At 71.3% G+C, this 18,531-nt stretch carries 19 protein-coding genes; 13 read left to right on the top strand and 6 right to left on the bottom strand.

Annotated features, from left to right (window positions below):
- Nucleotides 1–27: 27 nt before the first annotated feature.
- From Q5425_RS20415 to Q5425_RS20405, 3 genes are all read left to right on the top strand, one after another.
- Nucleotides 28–1,467 carry a GuaB1 family IMP dehydrogenase-related protein gene (locus Q5425_RS20415; protein WP_308673834.1) on the top strand — a complete coding sequence of 480 codons (1,440 nt, stop codon included), beginning with the start codon at nt 28–30 and terminating at the stop codon, nt 1,465–1,467.
- A 78-nt stretch (nt 1,468–1,545) separates the two neighbouring features.
- The gene (locus Q5425_RS20410) at nt 1,546–1,947 is read left to right on the top strand and encodes a PaaI family thioesterase (RefSeq protein WP_308673833.1); all 402 of its coding nucleotides are present in this window, start codon (nt 1,546–1,548) and stop codon (nt 1,945–1,947) included.
- 71 nt (nt 1,948–2,018) lie between these two features.
- Nucleotides 2,019–3,281 (top strand): peptidase C39 family protein, encoded by a 1,263-nt coding sequence (locus Q5425_RS20405; protein WP_308673832.1) that lies wholly within the window; start codon nt 2,019–2,021, stop codon nt 3,279–3,281.
- Nucleotides 3,282–3,321: 40 nt separating this feature from the next.
- On the opposite strand, the gene Q5425_RS20400 is transcribed toward Q5425_RS20405, so the two are convergent.
- The gene (locus Q5425_RS20400) at nt 3,322–3,771 is read right to left on the bottom strand and encodes a carboxymuconolactone decarboxylase family protein (protein WP_308673831.1); all 450 of its coding nucleotides are present in this window, start codon (nt 3,769–3,771) and stop codon (nt 3,322–3,324) included.
- 78 nt (nt 3,772–3,849) lie between these two features.
- Here Q5425_RS20400 and Q5425_RS20395 point away from each other — a divergent pair, with 78 nt between their 5' ends.
- The 4 genes from Q5425_RS20395 to Q5425_RS20380 all read left to right on the top strand — a co-directional run bounded on the left by Q5425_RS20395 (nt 3,850) and on the right by Q5425_RS20380 (nt 7,082).
- A complete protein-coding gene (locus Q5425_RS20395; protein ID WP_308673830.1) occupies nt 3,850–4,710 on the top strand; it encodes a sigma-70 family RNA polymerase sigma factor in 861 nt (286 codons plus the stop codon).
- A gap of 52 nt (nt 4,711–4,762) precedes the next feature.
- On the top strand, nt 4,763–5,254 hold the full coding sequence (locus Q5425_RS20390; protein WP_308673829.1) for an HAD domain-containing protein: 492 nt from the start codon (nt 4,763–4,765) through the stop codon (nt 5,252–5,254).
- 110 nt (nt 5,255–5,364) lie between these two features.
- Nucleotides 5,365–6,462, top strand: coding sequence for an S-(hydroxymethyl)mycothiol dehydrogenase (locus Q5425_RS20385; RefSeq protein ID WP_308673828.1), 1,098 nt, complete (start codon nt 5,365–5,367; stop codon nt 6,460–6,462).
- 65 nt (nt 6,463–6,527) lie between these two features.
- Entirely contained in the window at nt 6,528–7,082 is a 555-nt protein-coding gene (locus tag Q5425_RS20380; protein WP_308673827.1) for a gamma-glutamylcyclotransferase family protein, read from the top strand.
- Here the strand turns inward: Q5425_RS20380 and Q5425_RS20375 are convergent.
- Complete coding sequence (locus Q5425_RS20375; RefSeq protein ID WP_396135196.1) at nt 7,060–8,679, bottom strand: FAD-binding oxidoreductase; 1,620 nt, start codon at nt 8,677–8,679, stop codon at nt 7,060–7,062. The two genes, Q5425_RS20380 and Q5425_RS20375, sit on opposite strands and share 23 nt — an antisense overlap.
- A gap of 97 nt (nt 8,680–8,776) precedes the next feature.
- Here Q5425_RS20375 and Q5425_RS20370 point away from each other — a divergent pair, with 97 nt between their 5' ends.
- The 6 genes from Q5425_RS20370 to Q5425_RS20345 all read left to right on the top strand — a co-directional run bounded on the left by Q5425_RS20370 (nt 8,777) and on the right by Q5425_RS20345 (nt 13,888).
- Nucleotides 8,777–9,340, top strand: a complete 564-nt coding sequence (locus tag Q5425_RS20370; protein WP_308673970.1) for a helix-turn-helix domain-containing protein — start codon at nt 8,777–8,779, stop codon at nt 9,338–9,340.
- On the top strand, nt 9,337–10,878 hold the full coding sequence (locus Q5425_RS20365; protein WP_308673826.1) for a glycerol-3-phosphate dehydrogenase/oxidase: 1,542 nt from the start codon (nt 9,337–9,339) through the stop codon (nt 10,876–10,878). Before Q5425_RS20370 ends, Q5425_RS20365 begins: the two co-directional genes overlap by 4 nt.
- 86 nt (nt 10,879–10,964) lie before the next feature.
- Nucleotides 10,965–11,234: a helix-turn-helix transcriptional regulator gene (locus Q5425_RS20360; RefSeq protein WP_043776467.1), complete on the top strand. Its 270-nt coding sequence runs from the start codon at nt 10,965–10,967 to the stop codon at nt 11,232–11,234.
- Entirely contained in the window at nt 11,231–11,779 is a 549-nt protein-coding gene (locus tag Q5425_RS20355) for a DUF6498-containing protein (RefSeq protein ID WP_308673825.1), read from the top strand. Before Q5425_RS20360 ends, Q5425_RS20355 begins: the two co-directional genes overlap by 4 nt.
- Nucleotides 11,772–12,701, top strand: a complete 930-nt coding sequence (locus Q5425_RS20350; RefSeq protein WP_308673824.1) for an ATP-binding cassette domain-containing protein — start codon at nt 11,772–11,774, stop codon at nt 12,699–12,701. The genes Q5425_RS20355 and Q5425_RS20350 overlap by 8 nt, the downstream gene beginning before the upstream one ends.
- Entirely contained in the window at nt 12,698–13,888 is a 1,191-nt protein-coding gene (locus tag Q5425_RS20345; RefSeq protein WP_308673823.1) for an ABC transporter permease, read from the top strand. The genes Q5425_RS20350 and Q5425_RS20345 overlap by 4 nt, the downstream gene beginning before the upstream one ends.
- Nucleotides 13,889–13,929: 41 nt before the next feature.
- On the opposite strand, the gene Q5425_RS20340 is transcribed toward Q5425_RS20345, so the two are convergent.
- From Q5425_RS20340 to Q5425_RS20325, 4 genes are all read right to left on the bottom strand, one after another.
- Nucleotides 13,930–15,276 (bottom strand): deoxyribodipyrimidine photo-lyase, encoded by a 1,347-nt coding sequence (locus tag Q5425_RS20340; protein WP_308673822.1) that lies wholly within the window; start codon nt 15,274–15,276, stop codon nt 13,930–13,932.
- 130 nt (nt 15,277–15,406) lie between these two features.
- Nucleotides 15,407–16,723: a citrate synthase gene (locus Q5425_RS20335; RefSeq protein WP_308673821.1), complete on the bottom strand. Its 1,317-nt coding sequence runs from the start codon at nt 16,721–16,723 to the stop codon at nt 15,407–15,409.
- Nucleotides 16,724–16,919: 196 nt separating this feature from the next.
- Nucleotides 16,920–17,861, bottom strand: coding sequence for a carbohydrate kinase (locus Q5425_RS20330; RefSeq protein WP_308673820.1), 942 nt, complete (start codon nt 17,859–17,861; stop codon nt 16,920–16,922).
- Between the two features lie 41 nt (nt 17,862–17,902).
- Entirely contained in the window at nt 17,903–18,484 is a 582-nt protein-coding gene (locus tag Q5425_RS20325) for a TetR/AcrR family transcriptional regulator (RefSeq protein ID WP_308673819.1), read from the bottom strand.
- Nucleotides 18,485–18,531 lie beyond the last annotated feature (47 nt).

The raw sequence follows: 18,531 nt of genomic DNA, 5'->3' as shown, positions 1-18,531 counted from the left end.
CGGGCCCGGCAGGTAGTCTGGTGACTCGTGCGTTTCCTCGATGGCCACCGGCCCGCCCACGACCTGACCTACGACGACGTGTTCCTGCTGCCGAACCGTTCGGACGTGGAGTCCCGCTTCGACGTCGACCTCTCCACCGCGGACGGCACCGGCGCCACCATCCCGATCGTGGTCGCGAACATGACCGCGGTCGCCGGCCGGCGGATGGCCGAGACGGTCGCCCGCCGCGGCGGGCTGGTCGTGCTGCCGCAGGACGTCGACAGCGCCGCCGTCGCCGAGATCGTCGGCTGGGTGAAGAGCCGGCACACCGTCTGGGACACGCCGCTGGTGCTCACCGGCGGTGCCGCGGTCGCCGACGCGCTCAACCTGGTCCACAAGCGCGCCCACGGCGCTGTTGTCGTCGTGGACGGCGAAGGCCGCCCGGTCGGCGTCGTCGACGAAGCGGCCTGCGCGGGCGTCGACCGCTTCGCGCGGCTCGCCGACGTCGCGCAGCCGCCGAGCGTCGCGGTCCCGCTGACCACGCCGCCGCGGGAGGTCTTCGAACGGCTCCACAGCAGCGGCGCCCACCTGGCGCTCGGCCTCGACGCCGACGGACGGCTCGGGGGCGTCCTGACCGCCGTCGGGGCGCTGCGCGCGGAGATCTACACCCCGGCCGTCGACGACGCGGGCAAGCTGCGCGTCGCGGCCGCGGTCGGCGTCAACGGCGACGTCGCGGCGAAGGCCGAAGCCGTCCTGACGGCCGGTGTCGACGTGCTGGTCGTCGACACCGCGCACGGCCACCAGGACAAGATGATCGCCGCGCTGAAGGCCGTCCGGTCGGTGTCGCCGCAGGTCCCGGTGGTTGCCGGGAACGTGGTCACCGCCGAGGGCACGCGCGACCTGATCCAGGCCGGCGCCGACGTCGTCAAGGTCGGCGTCGGGCCGGGCGCGATGTGCACGACCCGGATGATGACCGGCGTGGGCCGCCCGCAGTTCTCCGCGGTCGCCGACTGCGCGGCCGCCGCCCGCGAGCTGGGCAAGCACGTCTGGGCCGACGGCGGGGTCCGCCACCCGCGCGACGTCGCGCTGGCGCTGGCCGCCGGCGCGTCCGCGGCGATGGTCGGCTCGTGGTTCGCCGGCACCTACGAATCCCCCGGTGACCTGCGGTTCGACGAGCAGGGCCGGCCCTACAAGGAGTCGTTCGGCATGGCGTCGAAGCGCGCTGTGGGCGCGCGGACGCGCACGGACAACTCGTTCGACCGCGCGCGCAAGGCGCTGTTCGAGGAGGGCATCTCGTCGTCGCGGATGGCCCTCGACCCGCAGCGGCCGGGCGTCGAGGACCTGCTGGACTCGATCGGCTCCGGCGTGCGCTCGTCCTGCACTTACGCGGGCGCGCGCACCCTCGAGGAGTTCCACGAGCGCGCGCTGCTGGGCGTCCAGTCGGCGGCCGGCTTCGCCGAGGGCCGCCCCCTCCCCGCAGGCTGGTGACCGCGGTCGTGAGTGGTAAGGCGGGTTCTAACCCGCCTTACCACTCACGACCGGCGGGAGGTGCGGCACAGTGGTCGCATGACCGATCCCGAGGGCACGCAGCTCTTCCACCGCTCCATGCCGTTCTCCGAACGTCTTGGCATCGAGGTGCTGGAACACGGGCGCGAGCTCGTCCGCAGCCGGCTGAAGTGGGACGAGAGCCTCTGCACGCTCGGCGGCGCGCTGCACGGGGGCGCGCTCATGGCGCTGGCCGACTCGACCGGCGCCGTGTGCGCGTTCCTCAACCTGCCCGAGGGCGGGCAGGGCACGACGACCGTCGAGTCGAAGACGAACTTCCTGCGTGCGGTGCGTTCGGGCTACGCCGTTGCGTCGTCCAGACCACTGCACGCGGGCCGCAAGTTCGTCGTGGTCGAGACCGAGGTCCACGACGACGACGGCAAGTTGGTCGCGAAAGTGACACAGACGCAAGCCGTCCTGTAGGTACCTGTTTACAGACCCGTCCGGAGCGGCGAAAATCCCTGCCTACTGGGTGGGCCGATCAGGGAGCCGGGATGCGCGTACGCAAGTTGTTCACCTTATTGTCAGTGGTTGTGCTGTCTGCCGTAACCGCGCAAGCCGCCGAAGCCGGGCCGGTCCGGCCCCGCGACGACGAGGCGATCGACTACCACGAGTGGACCGGCGGCCGCTTCCACGAAGGCGGCTTCGCCGGGCTCGCGCTCACCCACGACGGCCTGCGCATCACGCACCCGGCCGGCACGGTCGAGCACACCGAGCCGGAACTCGGCACGACGAGAACGTACGAGTACGGCCAGTGGACGTCACCGGAGTACCGGCCGGGCTTCGGCGCGACGCAGCTGGTCGCGTCCTGGAACGCGAAGACGCCCGCGAAGACCTGGCTGCAGGTCGAGGCGCAGGCCCGGACGTCGGCCGGCGCCGAAACCGCGTGGTACGTGATGGGCCGGTGGGCCAGCGGGGACGCCGACATCCTGCGCACCAGCGTCGACGGCCAGGACGACGCGAACGCGATGGTGGACGTCGACACGCTGGTCATGAAGGCCGGCGTCACGCTGAAGTCGTACCACCTGAAGGTGAGTCTTTACCGCGAAGCCGGCTCGGGGGCGACGCCGTCGGTGAGCCTGCTGGGCGCGATGACTTCGGCCGTCCCGGACCGCTTCGAGGTGCAGCCGACGAAGCCCGGGCGCGCCACCGGCATCGAGCTGAAGGTGCCCGCGTACGCGCAGAACCTCCACAAGGGACAGTTCCCGCAGTACGGCGGGGGCGGCGAGGCCTGGTGCAGCCCGACCTCGACCGAGATGGTGGCCGAGTACTGGGGCAAGAAGCCGTCCGCCGAAGAGATGTCCTGGATCCCGGCGGACTACGTCGACCCGTCGGTGGCCTTCGCGGCGCGCTACACCTACGACCACGCCTACGACGGCACCGGCAACTGGCCGTTCAACACCGCGTACGCGGCGTCGCGCGGGCTGCGCGGCCACATCACGCGGCTGCACTCGCTGAACGAGCTGGAGAACTACATCGCCCGCGGCATCCCGGTGATCACGTCGCAGTCGTTCCTGTCGTCGGAGCTCGACGGCGCCGGCTACGGGACGGCGGGCCACATCATGGTGGTCATCGGCTTCACGAAGGACGGCGACGTGATCGCGAACGACCCGGCGTCGAGCAGCAACGACCGGGTGCGCAACGTCTACCAGCGCGACCAGTTCGAGAAGATCTGGCAGCGGACGAAGCGGTACCGCGCGGACGGCACCGTGGCGGGCGGCCCGGGCGGCATCGCGTACATCATCACCCCGGCCTGACCCGGGATCGGCGGGGCGCCTCGCCGGCGCCCCGCCGGGCTCACCAGGTCTTGCCGGCCTGCTCCCGGATCGCGCGGTTGATGCGGTTGAAGAAGCCGCTGAGCGCGATGTGCGTGACGAGCGCCGACAGCTGCTGCTCGTCGAAGTGCTCGGCGGCGGCCGCCCAGATCTCGTCGGTCACGCCCGGCTGGCCGTCCTGGATCCGCGTGGCGGCTTCGGTCAGCGCGAGCGCCGCCCGCTCCGGCTCGGTGAAGAACGGCGTTTCCCGCCAGGTGACGACGCTGTGCAGCCGGTCGTCGGTCTCGCCCCGCTTCTTCGCCGACTGGACACCCGCGTAGGTGCACGGGGCGCAGCCGTTGATCTGGCTGGCGCGCAGGTGGACCAGCTCCAGCAGCAGCGGATCGACGCCGGCGCTGAGCACCACCTTGAACAGCTGCTGGACCGCGCCGGTCACCTCGGGATCGCTCTGGGTCTTCAGCCGTGGTTCCATCGGTTCCTCCATCGGTTACCTGTGCCCCTCCGGGCCCGTCATGTCCACGACGGAGCAGGACCGAGGAAGGTAACGACCATGGCCGACAGGCTGACCGGGACGTTCGAAGCGCAGCGCGACCGGCTGCGAGCGGTGGCCCACCGCGTGCTCGGCTCGCACGCCGACGCCGAGGACGTCGTCCAGGAGGCCTGGCTGCGGCTGTCGCGCCAGGACGCGGCGTCGATCGACAACCTCGACGGCTGGCTGACGACGGTGGTCGGCCGGATCAGCCTGGACGTCCTGCGCGCCCGCCGCGCCCGCCCCGAGGCGGCGTACGACGAGGTCGTCGTGACGGTGGACGACGGCCCGGAGGCGGACGCGGAGCTCGCCGACTCGGTGGGGCTCGCGTTGCTCGTGGTCCTCGAGTCGCTCGGGCCGAACGAGCGGCTGGCGTTCGTGCTGCACGACCTGTTCGCGGTGCCGTTCGAGGAGATCGGCCGGATCCTGGGCAAGTCGGTGGGAGCGACGAAGATGCTGGCCAGCCGGGCCCGCCGGAAGGTCCGGACCCCATCGGGCCCGCCGACGGCCGGGCATTCGCAGCGAGAGGTCGTCCAGGCGTTCCTGACGGCGGCCCGCGACGGCGACTTCGAGCAGCTGCTGCGGGTCCTGGACCCGGACGTCCGCCTGACGGTCGACACCCCGGACGGAGTGGTGGTGGTCCTGGGAGCGACGAACGTGGCGGCGGGCGCCCGCATCGGCGCGGCGGCGGGTGGCCAGGAGATCCTGGTCGGCGGCCTGCCGGGAGTGGTGGCGTGGCACGCGGACGGCACCCCGATGTCAGTGGTGGCGTTCACGATCGCCGGCGGCCGCATCACGGGCATCGCCGCGGTGGCCGACCCGGCCCGGCTGGCGTCGATGGACCTGCCGGAGCCGCCCGAAACTGTCGGTGGCGGTCGATAAGCTGGAAAACGAGGGCCGGAGGCCCGCGCAGCCATGCCAGACTGCGGAAACCATGCGCCGCCCGCTGCTGTTCCTCGACGTCGACGGTCCGCTGATCCCGTTCGGCCGCCGGTCCCCGGAGTACGAGATTTTCACCGACGCCGACCTGAACAATCCCCTGCTGTCCCGGGTCGACCCGAGCCTCGGCCCGCGGCTGCTGGCTCTCGGGTGCGACCTCGTCTGGGCCACCACGTGGCTGGCGGACGCCAACGAGTGCGTCGCCCCGCTGCTGGGTCTCCCGGAGCTGCCGGTGCTCGACTTCCCCGAGGACTTCCCCGAGGACGAGGACCACAGCGGGCTGCACTGGAAGACCCGGCGGATCGTCGAACGGGCCTCCGGCGTCCCCTTCGCCTGGATCGACGACGAAATCACCGCCGCCGACCGGACCTGGGTCGCCGGCCACCACCCGGGAGCGGCGCTGCTGCACACCGTCGAGGCGAGCACGGGCCTCACCAGCCACGACTTCACAGCCATCGCCACTTGGCTCGACACAGTTGCGCAGTGAGCAACTCGTTGCACCCTACCCACCGAACCTCACTCATGCGGATGTCGCCATCTCCGCATGATCCGTGATTAGCTGCGGTCGACCAGCAGCGCAGCCGGAAGGTGGTTCGAATGCCCTACGAGGTCCAGGGGGTCGTTTCGCGGGCGAAGGGCGAGCCCGTCTCGCTGGAGACCGTCCTCGTGCCCGATCCCGGTCCCGGTGAAGCCGTGGTGAACGTCCAAGCCTGCGGGGTCTGCCACACCGATCTGCACTACCGCGAAGGCGGCATCAACGACGAATTCCCCTTCCTGCTCGGCCACGAGGCCGCCGGGGTCGTCGAGGCCGTCGGCGAGGGCGTCAGCGACCTCGCGCCCGGCGACTACGTCATCCTCAACTGGCGGGCCGTCTGCGGTACCTGCCGGGCCTGCAAGCGCGGGAAGCCGTGGTACTGCTTCTCGACCTTCAACGCCACCCAGCCCATGACGCTCCAAGACGGCACCAAGCTGTCGCCCGCCCTCGGCGTCGGTGCCTTCCTCGAGAAGACCCTCGTCCACAGCGGACAGTGCACGAAGGTGAACCGCGAAGCCGAGCCCGCCGTCGCGGGGCTGCTCGGCTGCGGGGTCATGGCCGGGCTCGGTGCGGCCATCAACACCGGCGCCGTCACGCGCGGTGACTCGGTTGCCGTCATCGGCTGCGGTGGCGTCGGGGACGCCGCCATCGCGGGGGCGAAGCTGGCCGGTGCCACCACGATCGTCGCGATCGACATGGACGACCGGAAGCTCGCGTGGGCGAAGGACTTCGGCGCCACCCACACCCTCAACAGCAAGGGTCTGTCCGAGGCGCAGGTCGTCGAGGCCATGCAGGACGCCACCGGCTCGTTCGGCCCGGACGTCGTGATCGACGCCGTCGGCCGGCCGGAGACCTGGCGGCAGGCCTTCTACGGGCGCGATCTGGCCGGCACCGTCGTCCTGGTCGGTGTGCCGACGCCGGAGATGCGGCTCAACGACCTGCCGCTGATCGACTTCTTCTCGCGCGGCGGCTCGCTGAAGTCCTCCTGGTACGGCGACTGCCTGCCCAGCCGGGACTTCCCGATGCTCGTGGACCTCTACCTGCAGGGCCGGCTGCCGCTCGACAAGTTCGTCACCGAACGCATCGGCGTCGACGGCGTCGAGCAGGCCTTCGAGCGGATGCACCACGGTGACGTCCTGCGCAGCGTGGTGACGTTCTGACCCTCTTCACCGACGACGAGTACCCGGCCGAGCCCTACCCGGGCACCCGGCCGGGCTACTCGTTCGTGCACGTCGACGGCGTCGGGCACCCCCTCGACGCCGCCCCCGAAGGCTGGCGCGACCGGATGGCCGTGCTGGCGTACGGCTCGAACGCGAACCCGTCGAAGATCACCTGGCTGCGCGGGCGGCTCGGGCTCGAGGGCCCGGTCGTGGTGGCGCACGCGCGCTGCGCCGGCCTCGCCGCCGTGTGGGCCGCCGGCTTCCGCGTGGTCGACGACCAGCGCCCGGCCACCCTCACCGCGCTGCCGGGCGTCGAGGACCACGCCATCTGGTTCGTGACGCCGGACCAGCTCGCGGTCCTCGACCGCTGCGAGGGCCGCGGCACGCGCTACCACCTGGCCCGGCTGACCGAACCGGACATCACCCTCGAAGACGGCACGCGCCTGACCGAAGTCCACACCTACGTCGGCGCCGCGCCGATCCGCTACCCGCTGCTGGTCGACGGCGCTCCGGTGCGCACCACCGACGTCTCGCAGACCGAAGCCGCCACGCTCGACGGTGTTCCCGCCGACGGCCACGGCGTGCCCTGCGAAGTGATCACACCAGCTTTCCGGGGTTGAGGATCCCCGTCGGGTCCACCGCGGACTTGGCCGCCCGCAACACCTCGACGCCCAGCGCACCGATCTCCGCGCTCAGGTAGGGCGCGTGGTCGACGCCGACGGCGTGGTGGTGCGAGATCGTGCCCAGCCCGGTGATCGCCTCGCTGGCCGCCGCCTTCGCCCGCTGCCACTGCCCGACGGGGTCGGCCTCGTCGCGGGCCGTCAGCACCGTGAAGTACAGCGACGCGCCCGTTTCGTACGCGTGCGAGATGTGGCACATGATGATCGCCCGGCCCAGCGCGGCCGTCAGCGCCGCGCGGACGTCGTCGCGCAGTTCGTCCACATTGGACCAATAGGCGGCCGTTTCGAGCGTCTCGACGCAGACGCCCATGTCCAGCAGGGTGTCCCGCTGCCGGGGTCCGGCGAACCGGCCGTGCCGCCACGACTCGCCGAGCGCCTTGCCGACGCGCACGGCACCCGAAGCCTTCAGCCGACGGGCCGTCTCACGGCGGCGCAGCGCCACGTCGTGCGCGGTGCCTTCCCAGCCGACGATGAGGAAGCACGGCCGCCGCACCCCGCGGGCGGCCAGGTAGCGGCGCAGCGCCGCCGTCTTCCAGCCGGCGTTCAGCGCGAGTGACACCTCGGTTTCGTCCCCGTCGGACAGCCGGGTGACGTCCGCGAGCGCGTGGTGCTGCGCGAGGTCCCGCACCGCTTCGGTGCCGGCCGCCCAGCCGGGCAGCGCGTAGCCCTCGTAGCGGCGGACGGGCGGCGCCGGCCGCACGCGCAGCGCGACTTCGGTGATCACGCCGAGCGTGCCCTCGCTGCCGATCGCGAGCTGGCGCAGGTCCGGCCCCGCCGCGGATGCCGGGGCGACGCCGAGCTTCCACGCGCCGCGCGGGGTGGCCAGCCGCACGCCGGTCACCATGTCCTCGAAGCGCCCGTAGCCCGACGAGGCCTGGCCCGCCGAGCGCGTCGCCGCGAAACCGCCGATCGTGGCGCGCTCGAACGACTGCGGGACGTGCCCGAGCGTGAGGCCGTGCTCGCCGAGGAGGCGTTCGGCCTCGGGCCCGCGGACGCCCGCCTGCAGGACGGCGATGCGCGACTCGGCGTCCACCGACACCAGCGCGTCGAGCCGGACGAGGTCCAGCGCGATCACCGACGCCTTGTCGCCGCGCAGCGCCGCGACACCGCCGACCACCGACGTCCCGCCGCCGAACGGCACGACTCCGACGTCGTGCCGGACGCAGACGTCGAGGACCGCTTGGACCTCGTCCGGGTCCGCGGGCAGCACGACCGCGTCGGGCACCGGGAAGTCCGCCGAGAGCGAACGACGCCGCAGGAGGTCCAGGTAGGACAGCCCGGTCGCCCGCGCCAGCCGGGCCGGCGCGTCGACCAGCACGTTCTCCGCACCGACCACTTCCGACAACGCTGCCACGGCAGGTTCTGCCAGTTTTGGTGACGGTATTTCCACCGGCAGTTCGCTCGCGGGGGCGGCAGCGGGGGCGACCGGACCGATACGCTGGTCGAGCCACCTGGCCGCCCGCGCGGGCAGCGGGGCGGCGCCGGCGGGCTCCGCGGCCCAGGACCGGCGGAGGCGGTGGTCAATGAGAGCGTTCACGACTACAGTGTGACATATGGACGTAAAACGTCACACCACACAGAGCGCCGGCTCGTCCGCGCTCGCGGACACCCGCAACCGCCAGACGGCGACGCGGGTGGCCGATGACGTGCTGCTCGACGCCGCGCGCTCGTGCGTGCTGGCCGTCGGTGTGCGCCGCACCACACTCGCCGAAATCGCCCGCACCGCCCGCGTCAGCCGGATGACGGTCTACCGCCGCTTCCCCGACGTCCGCAGTGTGCTCGCCGCCCTGATGACCCGCGAATTCAGCGGGCTGCTGCGCACGGCGAGCGAACGCGGCGCCGAGGCCGCGCACAGCCGCGACCGGCTCGTGCTCATCGCGTCGGCGGGAGTCCGCGCGCTGGCGACGGACCCGCTGTTCCGCACGCTGCTCGACGTCGACCCCGAACTCGTCCTCCCGTACATCGTGGAGCGGCTCGGCGCGACGCAGAAGTTCGCCGAACAGGCGCTGCACCAGCTGCTCGAGGCCGGTCACCAGGACGGGTCGATCCGGCGGGCGCCGGTCGCGGTGCAGTCCCGGTCGGTGCTGCTGGTGGTGCAGTCGTTCGCGTTCTCGTTGCGGCCGGCCACCGCGGACGTCGACGAGTCGGCGCTGATGGCGGAGTTCACGCACGTGCTCGACGCGGCTTTGCGGCCGTGACGTCCGGCTCGCTCAACGCGCGGCGCCGCGAACGCGAGCTCGCGGAGCTGGCGTCGGGCGAGCGCGTCGACGTCGTTGTGGTCGGCGGCGGCGTCACCGGCACGGGCATCGCGCTGGACGCGGCTTCGCGGGGCCTGTCGGTGGCGCTCGTCGAGGCGCACGACCTGGCGTTCGGGACGTCGCGCTGGTCGTCGAAGCTGGTGCACGGCGGGCTGCGGTACCTGGCGCACGGCGAATTCGGGTTGGCCCACGAAAGCGCCGTGGAACGCGGGATCATGATGATGCGCACGGCGCCGCACCTCACGCGCGCCATGCCGCAGCTGTTTCCGTTGTACCGCAGCACTTCCCGCGTTCAGGAAGGCGTGATCGCGGCGGGTTTGCGAGCCGGCGACGTGCTCCGCCGGGCGGCGCGCACGCCGTCGTCGGTGCTGCCGCGGCCGCGTTCGATCCCCACCGCCGAAGCACTGGCACTGGCACCGGGGCTCGCCGCGCACGGTCTGCGCGGCGCCTTGCTGGCCTACGACGGCGCGCTGGTCGACGACGCCCGCCTGGTGGTGTCGCTGGCCCGCACGGCGGCGTCGTTCGGCGCGCGGATCCTCACCCGGCTGTCGGCGTCTTCGGTGTCCGCGGACCGGGTCCGGGTCCGCGACGGCGTTTCGGGCGGCTCGCTGGACATCCACGCGCGCCAGGTGATCAACGCGACGGGCGTGTGGGCGGGAACGCTGACGGGCGCGGTCCGGCTGCGGCCGTCACTCGGCTCGCACCTGGTGCTCGCGCCGGGGACGGTGCCGATGGGGACGACGTCGGTGAACATCGGCGTGCCCGGGGAGACGAACCGGTTCGTCTTCCTGCTCCCCCAGCCGGACGGCCGGGTCTACTTGGGACTGACCGACGAGCCGATCTCGGGCCCGATCCCTTCCGTGCCGGTGGTTCCGGAGTCCGATGTGGACTTCCTGCTGGCGCTGGCGTCGACGGTCTTGGCGCGGCCGCTGACGCGCGCGGACGTCGCCGGGTCGTACGCGGGGCTGCGCCCGCTGATCGAGGGCACGGGCGGCCGGTCGGCGGACCTTTCCCGCAAGCACGCGGTCCTGGCGGGATCGGACGGGCTGCTGACGGTGGTGGGCGGAAAGCTCACGACGTACCGCCGGATGGCCGAGGACGCGGTCGACGCGGCGGTCCGGCTGGCCGGGCTGCCCGCCGCACCGTGCCGGACGGCGCGGTTGCCGCTGCTGGGCGCGGCTCCGCGACCAGAACTGTCTCTTGTGGACGCCGCGCCGCGGCTGGTGGCCCGGTACGGCACGGAGGCTCCACGGGTGGCGGCACTGGGCGAACTGGACGCGCAGTTCGCGGCCCCGGTGGCCCCGGGAACGGAGATCACGGCGGCGGAGGTCGTCTGGGCGGTCCGGAACGAGGGCGCACTGGACGTCGAGGACGTTCTGGAGCGCCGGACACGGCTGTCGCTGATCGCATCGGACGCCGAGGCGGCGGCCCCGCGGGTCGCAGAACTTGTCGACAAGTCGCTCGCGGGTCTCGTCTGACGCCAGCTCTCAAGCGACCGCGTCTCAACTGGACTTGATGTTCTCTTGAGTTGACGACTCGTTGGGTTTTTGCAACAGTTAGTGCCATGAGTCCGGTCAGACGCGGCAAAGAGCTGCCGATCTACAACCGGCTTCCCGTGCTCCGGGCGGAGCGCGGGATGACCAGAGCCGCGCTCGCCAGTGCCGTCGAAGTCAACCCACAGACCATCGGCGCGCTCGAGCGGGGCGACCACTATCCGAGCCTGGACCTGGCGTTCCGGATCTGCGCGGTGTTCGACCTGCCGGTCGAAGCGGTCTTCAGCCGCGAGCCGTTCACGCCACTGTCCACCCAGGTCTACCGCGAAGGGGGAGCATGACCGAGCAACCGGGCCGGCTCGCGGCCTACTGGGAACGCCAGCTGGACAAGCTGGACGAAAAAGAACGACGGCGAGCCCGGCAACTGCCCGGCTGGCGCACCCGGAAACACCGCCGGACGCTCGTCGTCGTCCTGGTCCTCGCCGATCTGGCCCTGATCGCCGGTGCGGCGCGGTTCAAGGTCACCCCCGACTGGCTGTTCGCGGTCTTCTGGCTGAGCGGGCTGGTGGTCGGCGGGTTCGCGTTCATCACCCTGCGCGTGCTGACCGGGCGGATCAACGCCGGCTTCTCCCGCCTGCTCGACGAACGCGAGCGCGAGTGGCGGCACCGCGTCACCTACATCGGCTACCAGACCCTCAGCTACCTGATGGTGATCGCGTTGGTGTACGGCCTGATCATCGCGAACACCGAAGACGGCGGCGTCCGCGGCGCGATGATGCTGTCCGCGCTGCTGGTCACCGGTACGACCATCTCGTCCATCGTGCTGGGCTGGTCGCTGCCGGACGACGACCCCGAGGACTTCGAGGAGGGGATGGACCATGCCTGAGGGGACACTGGAGATCGACCGGATCTCCAAGCGCTACGGCGCCAAGGTCGCACTGGACGGCGTCTCGTTCGACGTCCGCGCCGGCGAGCTGTTCGGCTTCGTCGGCAGCAACGGCGCCGGCAAGACCACCACCATGCGGATCGCGCTCGGGGTGCTGACCGCCGACGGCGGTGCGGTCCGGTTCGACGGCAAGCCGGTCACGCACGAAACCCGCACGCACATCGGCTACATGCCGGAAGAACGCGGGCTGTACCCGAAGATGAAGGTGCTCGACCAGCTCGTCTACCTGGCCGAGCTGCACGGGCTGAGCGCGAACGAGGCCCACCGCAACGCGGAGAACTGGATCACCCGGCTCGGGCTGGCCGACCGCCGCAAGGACGAGGTGCAGAAGCTCAGCCTCGGCAACCAGCAGCGCGTCCAGCTGGCCGCGGCGCTGGTGCACGACCCGACGGTGCTGGTGCTCGACGAGCCGTTCTCCGGCCTCGACCCGCTCGCCGTCGACGTCATGAGCGGGGTCCTGCGGGAGAAGGCCGCGGCGGGGGTGCCGGTGGTGTTCTCCAGTCACCAGCTCGACCTCGTCGAGCGGCTGTGCGACCGCGTCGGGATCATCCGCAACGGCCGCATGGTCGCCGTGGGCACGGTCGCCGAACTGACCGAAGGCGCCCGCAGCAAGCTCGTCGTGACGGCGCCGGCCGCGCACCCCGGCTGGGCCGCGGGCCTGCCCGGCGTGCGCGTGCTGGAGCAGCAGGGCGCCACCGCCGTGCTCGACCTCGAACCGAGCGCGGACGACCAGGCCGTGCTCGCCGCCGCGCTGGCGACCGGGCCGGTCACCGAGTTCAGCCGCCGTCGCCGCTCGCTCACCGAACTGTTCCGCGACGCCGTCTCCGACGGCGCCGTGTCCGAAGAGGGGGAACCGCGATGAGGACGTTGAGTGGCCGCCGCGCCGTCTGGCTGGTGATGAAGCGCGAGCTGAACACCCGGCTGCGCACCAGGTCGTTCGTGGTCGGCACCGGCGTGCTGCTGGTGCTGCTGCTGGGGTACGTGCTCTTCCAGACGTCGCTGGCCGGTTCCTCGGACAAGAGCACGGTCGGGTTGACCGGCCAGGCGACCGGGATCGCCCGCCAGCTGCAGACCGAGGCCGCGCTCTCCGGCCGGGAGATCACCACGGTCGTCGTCACCGACCTGGCGGAGGGCCGCGAAAAGGTCGAAAGCGGCGACTTCGACGCGCTGGTCTCGGGCAGCGCGGCGCAGCTGACCGCCACCTACAAGTCCTCTTTGGACAACGAGTTGCGCCGGGTGTTCGACCAGGTCGCCCAGCAGCAGGTGCTCGACGGCGTGCTGTCGTCCGCGCAGCTGGAACCGGCGGAGGTGATGGCCAGGGTCAACGGCACCCACGTCCAGGACGACGCCCTCTCGCCGCAGCCGGCGGACCAGACGCAGCGGCTGGTCGTCGGGCTGGTCGTGGCGTTCCTGCTGTACATGAGCATCATCACCTACGGGATGATGGTCGCCCAGGGCGTCGTCGAAGAGAAGTCGAGCCGGGTCGTGGAGATCCTGCTCGCCAGCGTGCGGCCGTGGCAGTTGCTGCTGGGCAAGGTGATCGGGCTCGGCCTGGTCGGGCTGACCCAGCTGGTCATCCTCGCCGCGGTGGGGCTGGGCGCCGCGTCGGCGACCGGCGTGTTCACGCTGTCCGGCTTCGCGACGGGCGCGGTGCTGTGGGGCCTGCTCTGGTACCTGCTGGGCTTCCTGCTGTACGCCACGATCTACGGCGCACTTGGATCGCTGGTGTCGCGGCAGGAAGACACCCAGTCGGTGGTCGGGCCGCTCAACATCATCCTGGTCGTCGGGTTCATCGCCGGGTTCAACCTGCTGGTGCAGGACCCCGCGAGCTCGGCGACAAAAATCGTCTCGTTGATCCCCCTGCTTTCGCCGATCCTCATGCCGGCCCGCATCGCCACGGGCGCGGCGGCGGGCTGGGAGATCGGGCTGTCGCTCGCGCTGACGGTCGCGCTCGTCGCCCTGCTCACCTGGCTGGGCGGCAAGATCTACGGCAACAGCGTGCTGCGGATCGGCAGCCGGATCAAGCTGTCGGAGGCCCTGCGCGGCTGACGCTCGTGAGTGGTAAAGCGGGTTCTAACCCGCTTTACCACTCACGACGTGATCTTGCCGTACCGCTCCAAGGACACCCGGCGCTCGTGGGCGTGGTCGACCATGGGCGCCGGGTAGTCCGCGGGGCGGTCCTTCAGCTGGTGGACCGCCTTGCCGGGCACCCCGCGCAGCTCCGGCACGTATTTCCGCACGTAGTTCCCCTGAGGGTCGAACTTCTCCCCCTGGGTCGTCGGGTTGAAGATGCGGAAGTACGGGGCCGCGTCGGTGCCGCTGCCGGCGACCCACTGCCAGTTCAGCTGGTTCGACGCCAGGTCGCCGTCCACCAGGTGCTTCATGAAGTGGCGGGCGCCCAGCCACCACGGCAGGTGCAGGTCCTTCACCAGGAAACTCGCGACGACCATCCGCACCCGGTTGTGCATCCAGCCCTCGGCCAGCAGCTGCCGCATCCCGGCGTCCACGATCGGGTAGCCCGTCCGGCCGGCGCACCACCGCTCGAACGCCTCGCGGTCGTCGTCGTAGGTCATCGCGTCGAAGCGCCGGTCGTAGTTCTCGCGCGCGGTTTCCGGGCGGTGCCACAGGACGTCGGCGTGGAATTCGCGCCAGCACAGCTCGCCGCGCAGCGATTTTGCGCCGGGGCGGTCGTCGCCGTCGAGGTCGGCCAGCAGTGTCCGCGGGTGGACGCACCCCCAGCGCAGGTACGGCGACAGCCGCGTCGTGCCGTCCCGGTCGGGCCGGTCGCGGTCGGCGTCGTAGGTCTCGATCGGGCCGTCGAGGAAGTCGTGCCAGCCGTTCAGCGCCGCCCGCTCGCCCGGCTCGGGCAGCACCGCGGAAACCCGGGGCGGGCGCGGGATCCCCAACGAGCGCGGCGGGACCACCCAGTCCACAAGGGACGGCCCGGTGTCCGCCGGGGAGTGCCGGCCGTGAGCCGTCCACGCCCGGTGGAACGGCGTGAAGACGCGGTAGGGGCTGCCGTCCGGCTTGGTGACCCGGCCCGGCGTCACGGCGTACGGCGAACCCGTCTCGACCCAGTCGATGTTGTTCTCCGCCAACGCTTCCGCCACGGCGGCGTCCCGGCGGCGGCCGTAGGGACCGGTGTCGGCACTGACGTGCACCGCGGCCGCACCGATCTCGCGCGCCGCGCGGACGACTTCGGCCGCCGGTTCGCCGCGCACCAGCATCAGCCGGCCGCCGAGCTGCTCGTTCAGCTTCTCCAGGCACCCGTAGAGGAACGCTTCACGCGGGGCACCGCCGGGTTTCAGGAGTGCCTCGTCGAGCACGTACAGCGCGAGCACGTGCTTGCTGTGGCGCGACGCCTCCAGCAGCGCGGCGTGGTCGCCGAGCCGCAGGTCACGGCGGAACCACAGGACAACCGGCGCTTCTCTGGTCACGCCGCCCAACGATAAGCGCCCCGCCGTGCGGGTGCACGACGGGGCGGCTGCATCAACCGGGGCTTCGCCCCGGGCCCGGGGGCTCCGCCACCCGGAACCCCCGAAAGCCAGGGGGCTAACCGAAGGAGTCTCAGCGCTCCGACATCGGGGTGTAGTCCCGCGAAGCGTGGCCGGTGTAGATCTGCCGCGGGCGGCCGATCTTGGTGGCCGGGTCGTTGATCATCTCGCGCCAGTGCGCGATCCAGCCCGGGAGCCGGCCCAGCGCGAACAGCACCGTGAAGAACTTCGTCGGGAAGCCCAGCGCCCGGTAGATCAGGCCGGTGTAGAAGTCCACGTTCGGGTACAGCTTGCGCTCGATGAAGTAGTCGTCCGAAAGGGCGGTCTCTTCGAGCTTCTTGGCGATCTCCAGCAGCTGGTCGCCACCCTTGAGCTTGCCGAGGATCTCGTCGGCGGTGTTCTTGATGATCTTCGCGCGCGGGTCGTAGTTCTTGTAGACCCGGTGCCCGAAGCCCATCAGCTTCACGCCCTTTTCCTTGTTCTTCACCCGCTCCACGAACTTGGCGACGTCGCCGCCGTCGCGCTGGATGCCCTCGAGCATGTCGAGCACCGCGGAGTTCGCGCCGCCGTGCAGCGGGCCGAACAGCGCGTTGATCCCGGCGGAAATCGAAGCGAACAGGTTCGCCTCGGACGAGCCGACCAGGCGCACGGTCGAGGTCGAGCAGTTCTGCTCGTGGTCGGCGTGCAGGATGAACAGCAGGTCGAGCGCCTTGGCGGCCTCGGGGTCGACGTCGTACGGCTCGGCCGGGAAACCGAACGTCATCCGCAGGAAGTTCTCGACCAGGCCCAGCGAGTTGTCCGGGTACAGCAGCGGCTGGCCGACGGACTTCTTGTACGCGTACGCGGCCAGGGTCGGGACCTTGGCTAGCAGGCGGATCGTCGACAGCTCCACGTTCGGCTCGTCGAACGGGTTGAGCGAATCCTGGTAGAAGGTCGACAGCGCCGACACCGCGCTGGACAGGACCGGCATCGGGTGCGCGTCGCGCGGGAAGCCGCTGAAGAAGGCCTTCAGGTCCTCGTGGAGCAGCGTGTGCCGCTGGATCTTCCCGGTGAAGTCGGCCAGCTGGGTCTCGGTCGGCAGCTCGCCGTAGATCAGCAGGTAGGAGACCTCGATGAAGGTCGACTTCTCGGCCAGCTGCTCGATCGGGTACCCGCGGTAGCGGAGGATGCCGGCGTCACCGTCGATGTAGGCGATGGCGGACGACGCGGCACCGGTGTTGACGAAACCGGGGTCGTAGGTGATGTACCCCGTCTGCGCCAGCAGCTTCCCCAGTTCGATCCCGGGCGCGCCCTCGACCGGGTGGACGATCTTGAACTCGTGCTCGCCACTCGGCAGGGTCAGCTTCGCGGTTTCGCCGTACGCCTGCCCCGCAGTCGTCGCGTCGGACATGCAAGTCCCTCTCACGTTGGCACGGGTCGGCGGCGCCTGTACGTTTCACAGGTAGCCACGTGTTCACGCGAGGAAACACTGGCGCCTCGCTGCACACCGCCCCGCTGGGGTATGAAGAATGCCCCTCTACGCTAGTCGAGAAACGTGCTTCCGCGCAGCGGTGACGTTGCCCTAGCGGCCTCCTTTGGGACCAGGTTCACACGGTGGCCGCCATGTCGGCGGACGTCGGGGGCTCGGCACCGCTGCGGGACACCGTGATCGACGCCGCTTTCGCCGCGAAGGTGAGGGCCTCGCGCCACGCCCCGGCGTCGAGGGAGGCCAGGTCAGTGGCCTCGTGGGTGTGCAGCCAGGCCAGCAGCGCGCCGTGCACGGTGTCGCCGGCGCCGATGGTGTCCACCACGGTGACTTTTCGCGACGGCACGTGGGCCAGCTCACCTGCGGCGGTGATCACCGAGACCCCGTCGGCGCCCCGGGTGAGCACCACGGCGTCCACACCGGACTCGATCCACGTCTTCGCCGCGGCGACCGGATCGGCGCCTTCGGTGAGCCAGGCGGCGTCGTCGTCGGAGATCTTCAGCAGCCGGACGTCCGGCAGCCAGGACGCGAAGCGGGCCCGGTAGGCGGCCGGGTCGGCGATGAGCGCCTCGCGGATGTTGGGGTCGAGCACGGTCAGCGCGCCGCGGGCGGCCTCGCGGCGCAGCATCGCCTCGTACGCCGAGGCGCCGGGCTCGAGGACCATGCCGAGGGTGCCCAGTGAGAGCGCTGTCACACTTTCCGGCAGCGGGCCCGGGTCGGCGACCAGCCGGTCGGCAGTGCCCTCGACGTAGAACGTGTAGCGCGCGGCGCCCTTCGCGTCGAGCGCCACGACGGCCAGCGTCGTCGGTTCGTCGCCGCGCTGCAGCAGCGAGGTGTCGACGGCGGAGGCGTGCAGCCGTTCGACCATCGCGTCGCCGAAGCGGTCGGTGGACACGCGCGAGAGGAACGCGGCCGGCACGTCGAGCCGTCCGGCGGCCAGCGCCACGTTGTACGGGCCACCGCCCAGCCGGGGCAGCAGCGCGCGCAGCCCACCGTCCACTGTGGAATCCAGGGGGTCGCCGGGAACCAGGTCGACCAGAGCTTCTCCGCCTACGACGATCACGCCGGGAGTTTAATTGACGCCGGCCTGACAATTCCTGTCCGCTATTTGTTCAGGCCGCCGAGCAGCAGTTCCCCCAAAGCGGTGAACGCCTCGGCGTCGGAGACGTCGGTCCGCTGGCCGAGCACCCCGGTCTGGATGCCCTCGATGATCAGGCCGGTCATCTCGGCCACCAGCCGGGCGTGGACGTCGCGGAACACCCCGTCGGCGACGCCCTTGTCGATGAACTGCCGGAGCCGTTTTGCGGCGAACCGGCTGTTGAGCTGGTAGGCGTCCCGGGCCGGCCCGAACTCGGCGAGGTCCCGCATGAAGGTCGGGGACGCCCGGTTCAGGTGCTCGGCGACGCCGGCCAGGTACTCCCCGATGAGCTTCGGGGCGTCGTCGATCCCGGCGATGCGCTCCTCGATCCGCTCCGCGGCGCCCCGGAAGAACTGGGTGACGACCCGGACGGCGAGCTGCTCCTTGCTCGGCGCGAGCGCGTAGAGCGTCGACTTCGAGCAGCGCAGGCGGCCGGCGAGGTCGTCCAGAGTGAAGGCGGCGAAGCCCTCGGCCAGGAAGAGCGCCTCGAGGTCGCCGAGCAGGGCGCGCTGGCGGGCGGTCGGCCGTCGGCGAGGTTCGGGGCGCATCGGCTCACTATCTCCTACGTTTTCCGGCCACCCCAGGCCTCCCGTAC

The sequence above is a fragment of the Amycolatopsis sp. A133 genome (assembly GCF_031082405.1).
Taxonomy (GTDB): domain Bacteria; phylum Actinomycetota; class Actinomycetes; order Mycobacteriales; family Pseudonocardiaceae; genus Amycolatopsis.
This window is presented reverse-complemented; position numbering and strand designations above follow the sequence as displayed.

Coding starts and splice junctions, on each gene's coding strand:
- Q5425_RS20335 (WP_308673821.1), bottom strand. CDS start 16,723: ATGTCCGACGCGACGACTGCGGGGCAGGCGTACGGCGAAACCGCGAAG.
- Q5425_RS20345 (WP_308673823.1), top strand. CDS start 12,698: ATGAGGACGTTGAGTGGCCGCCGCGCCGTCTGGCTGGTGATGAAGCGC.
- Q5425_RS20360 (WP_043776467.1), top strand. CDS start 10,965: ATGAGTCCGGTCAGACGCGGCAAAGAGCTGCCGATCTACAACCGGCTT.
- Q5425_RS20350 (WP_308673824.1), top strand. CDS start 11,772: ATGCCTGAGGGGACACTGGAGATCGACCGGATCTCCAAGCGCTACGGC.
- Q5425_RS20410 (WP_308673833.1), top strand. CDS start 1,546: ATGACCGATCCCGAGGGCACGCAGCTCTTCCACCGCTCCATGCCGTTC.
- Q5425_RS20385 (WP_308673828.1), top strand. CDS start 5,365: ATGCCCTACGAGGTCCAGGGGGTCGTTTCGCGGGCGAAGGGCGAGCCC.
- Q5425_RS20390 (WP_308673829.1), top strand. CDS start 4,763: ATGCGCCGCCCGCTGCTGTTCCTCGACGTCGACGGTCCGCTGATCCCG.
- Q5425_RS20355 (WP_308673825.1), top strand. CDS start 11,231: ATGACCGAGCAACCGGGCCGGCTCGCGGCCTACTGGGAACGCCAGCTG.
- Q5425_RS20325 (WP_308673819.1), bottom strand. CDS start 18,484: ATGCGCCCCGAACCTCGCCGACGGCCGACCGCCCGCCAGCGCGCCCTG.
- Q5425_RS20400 (WP_308673831.1), bottom strand. CDS start 3,771: ATGGAACCACGGCTGAAGACCCAGAGCGATCCCGAGGTGACCGGCGCG.
- Q5425_RS20405 (WP_308673832.1), top strand. CDS start 2,019: ATGCGCGTACGCAAGTTGTTCACCTTATTGTCAGTGGTTGTGCTGTCT.
- Q5425_RS20395 (WP_308673830.1), top strand. CDS start 3,850: ATGGCCGACAGGCTGACCGGGACGTTCGAAGCGCAGCGCGACCGGCTG.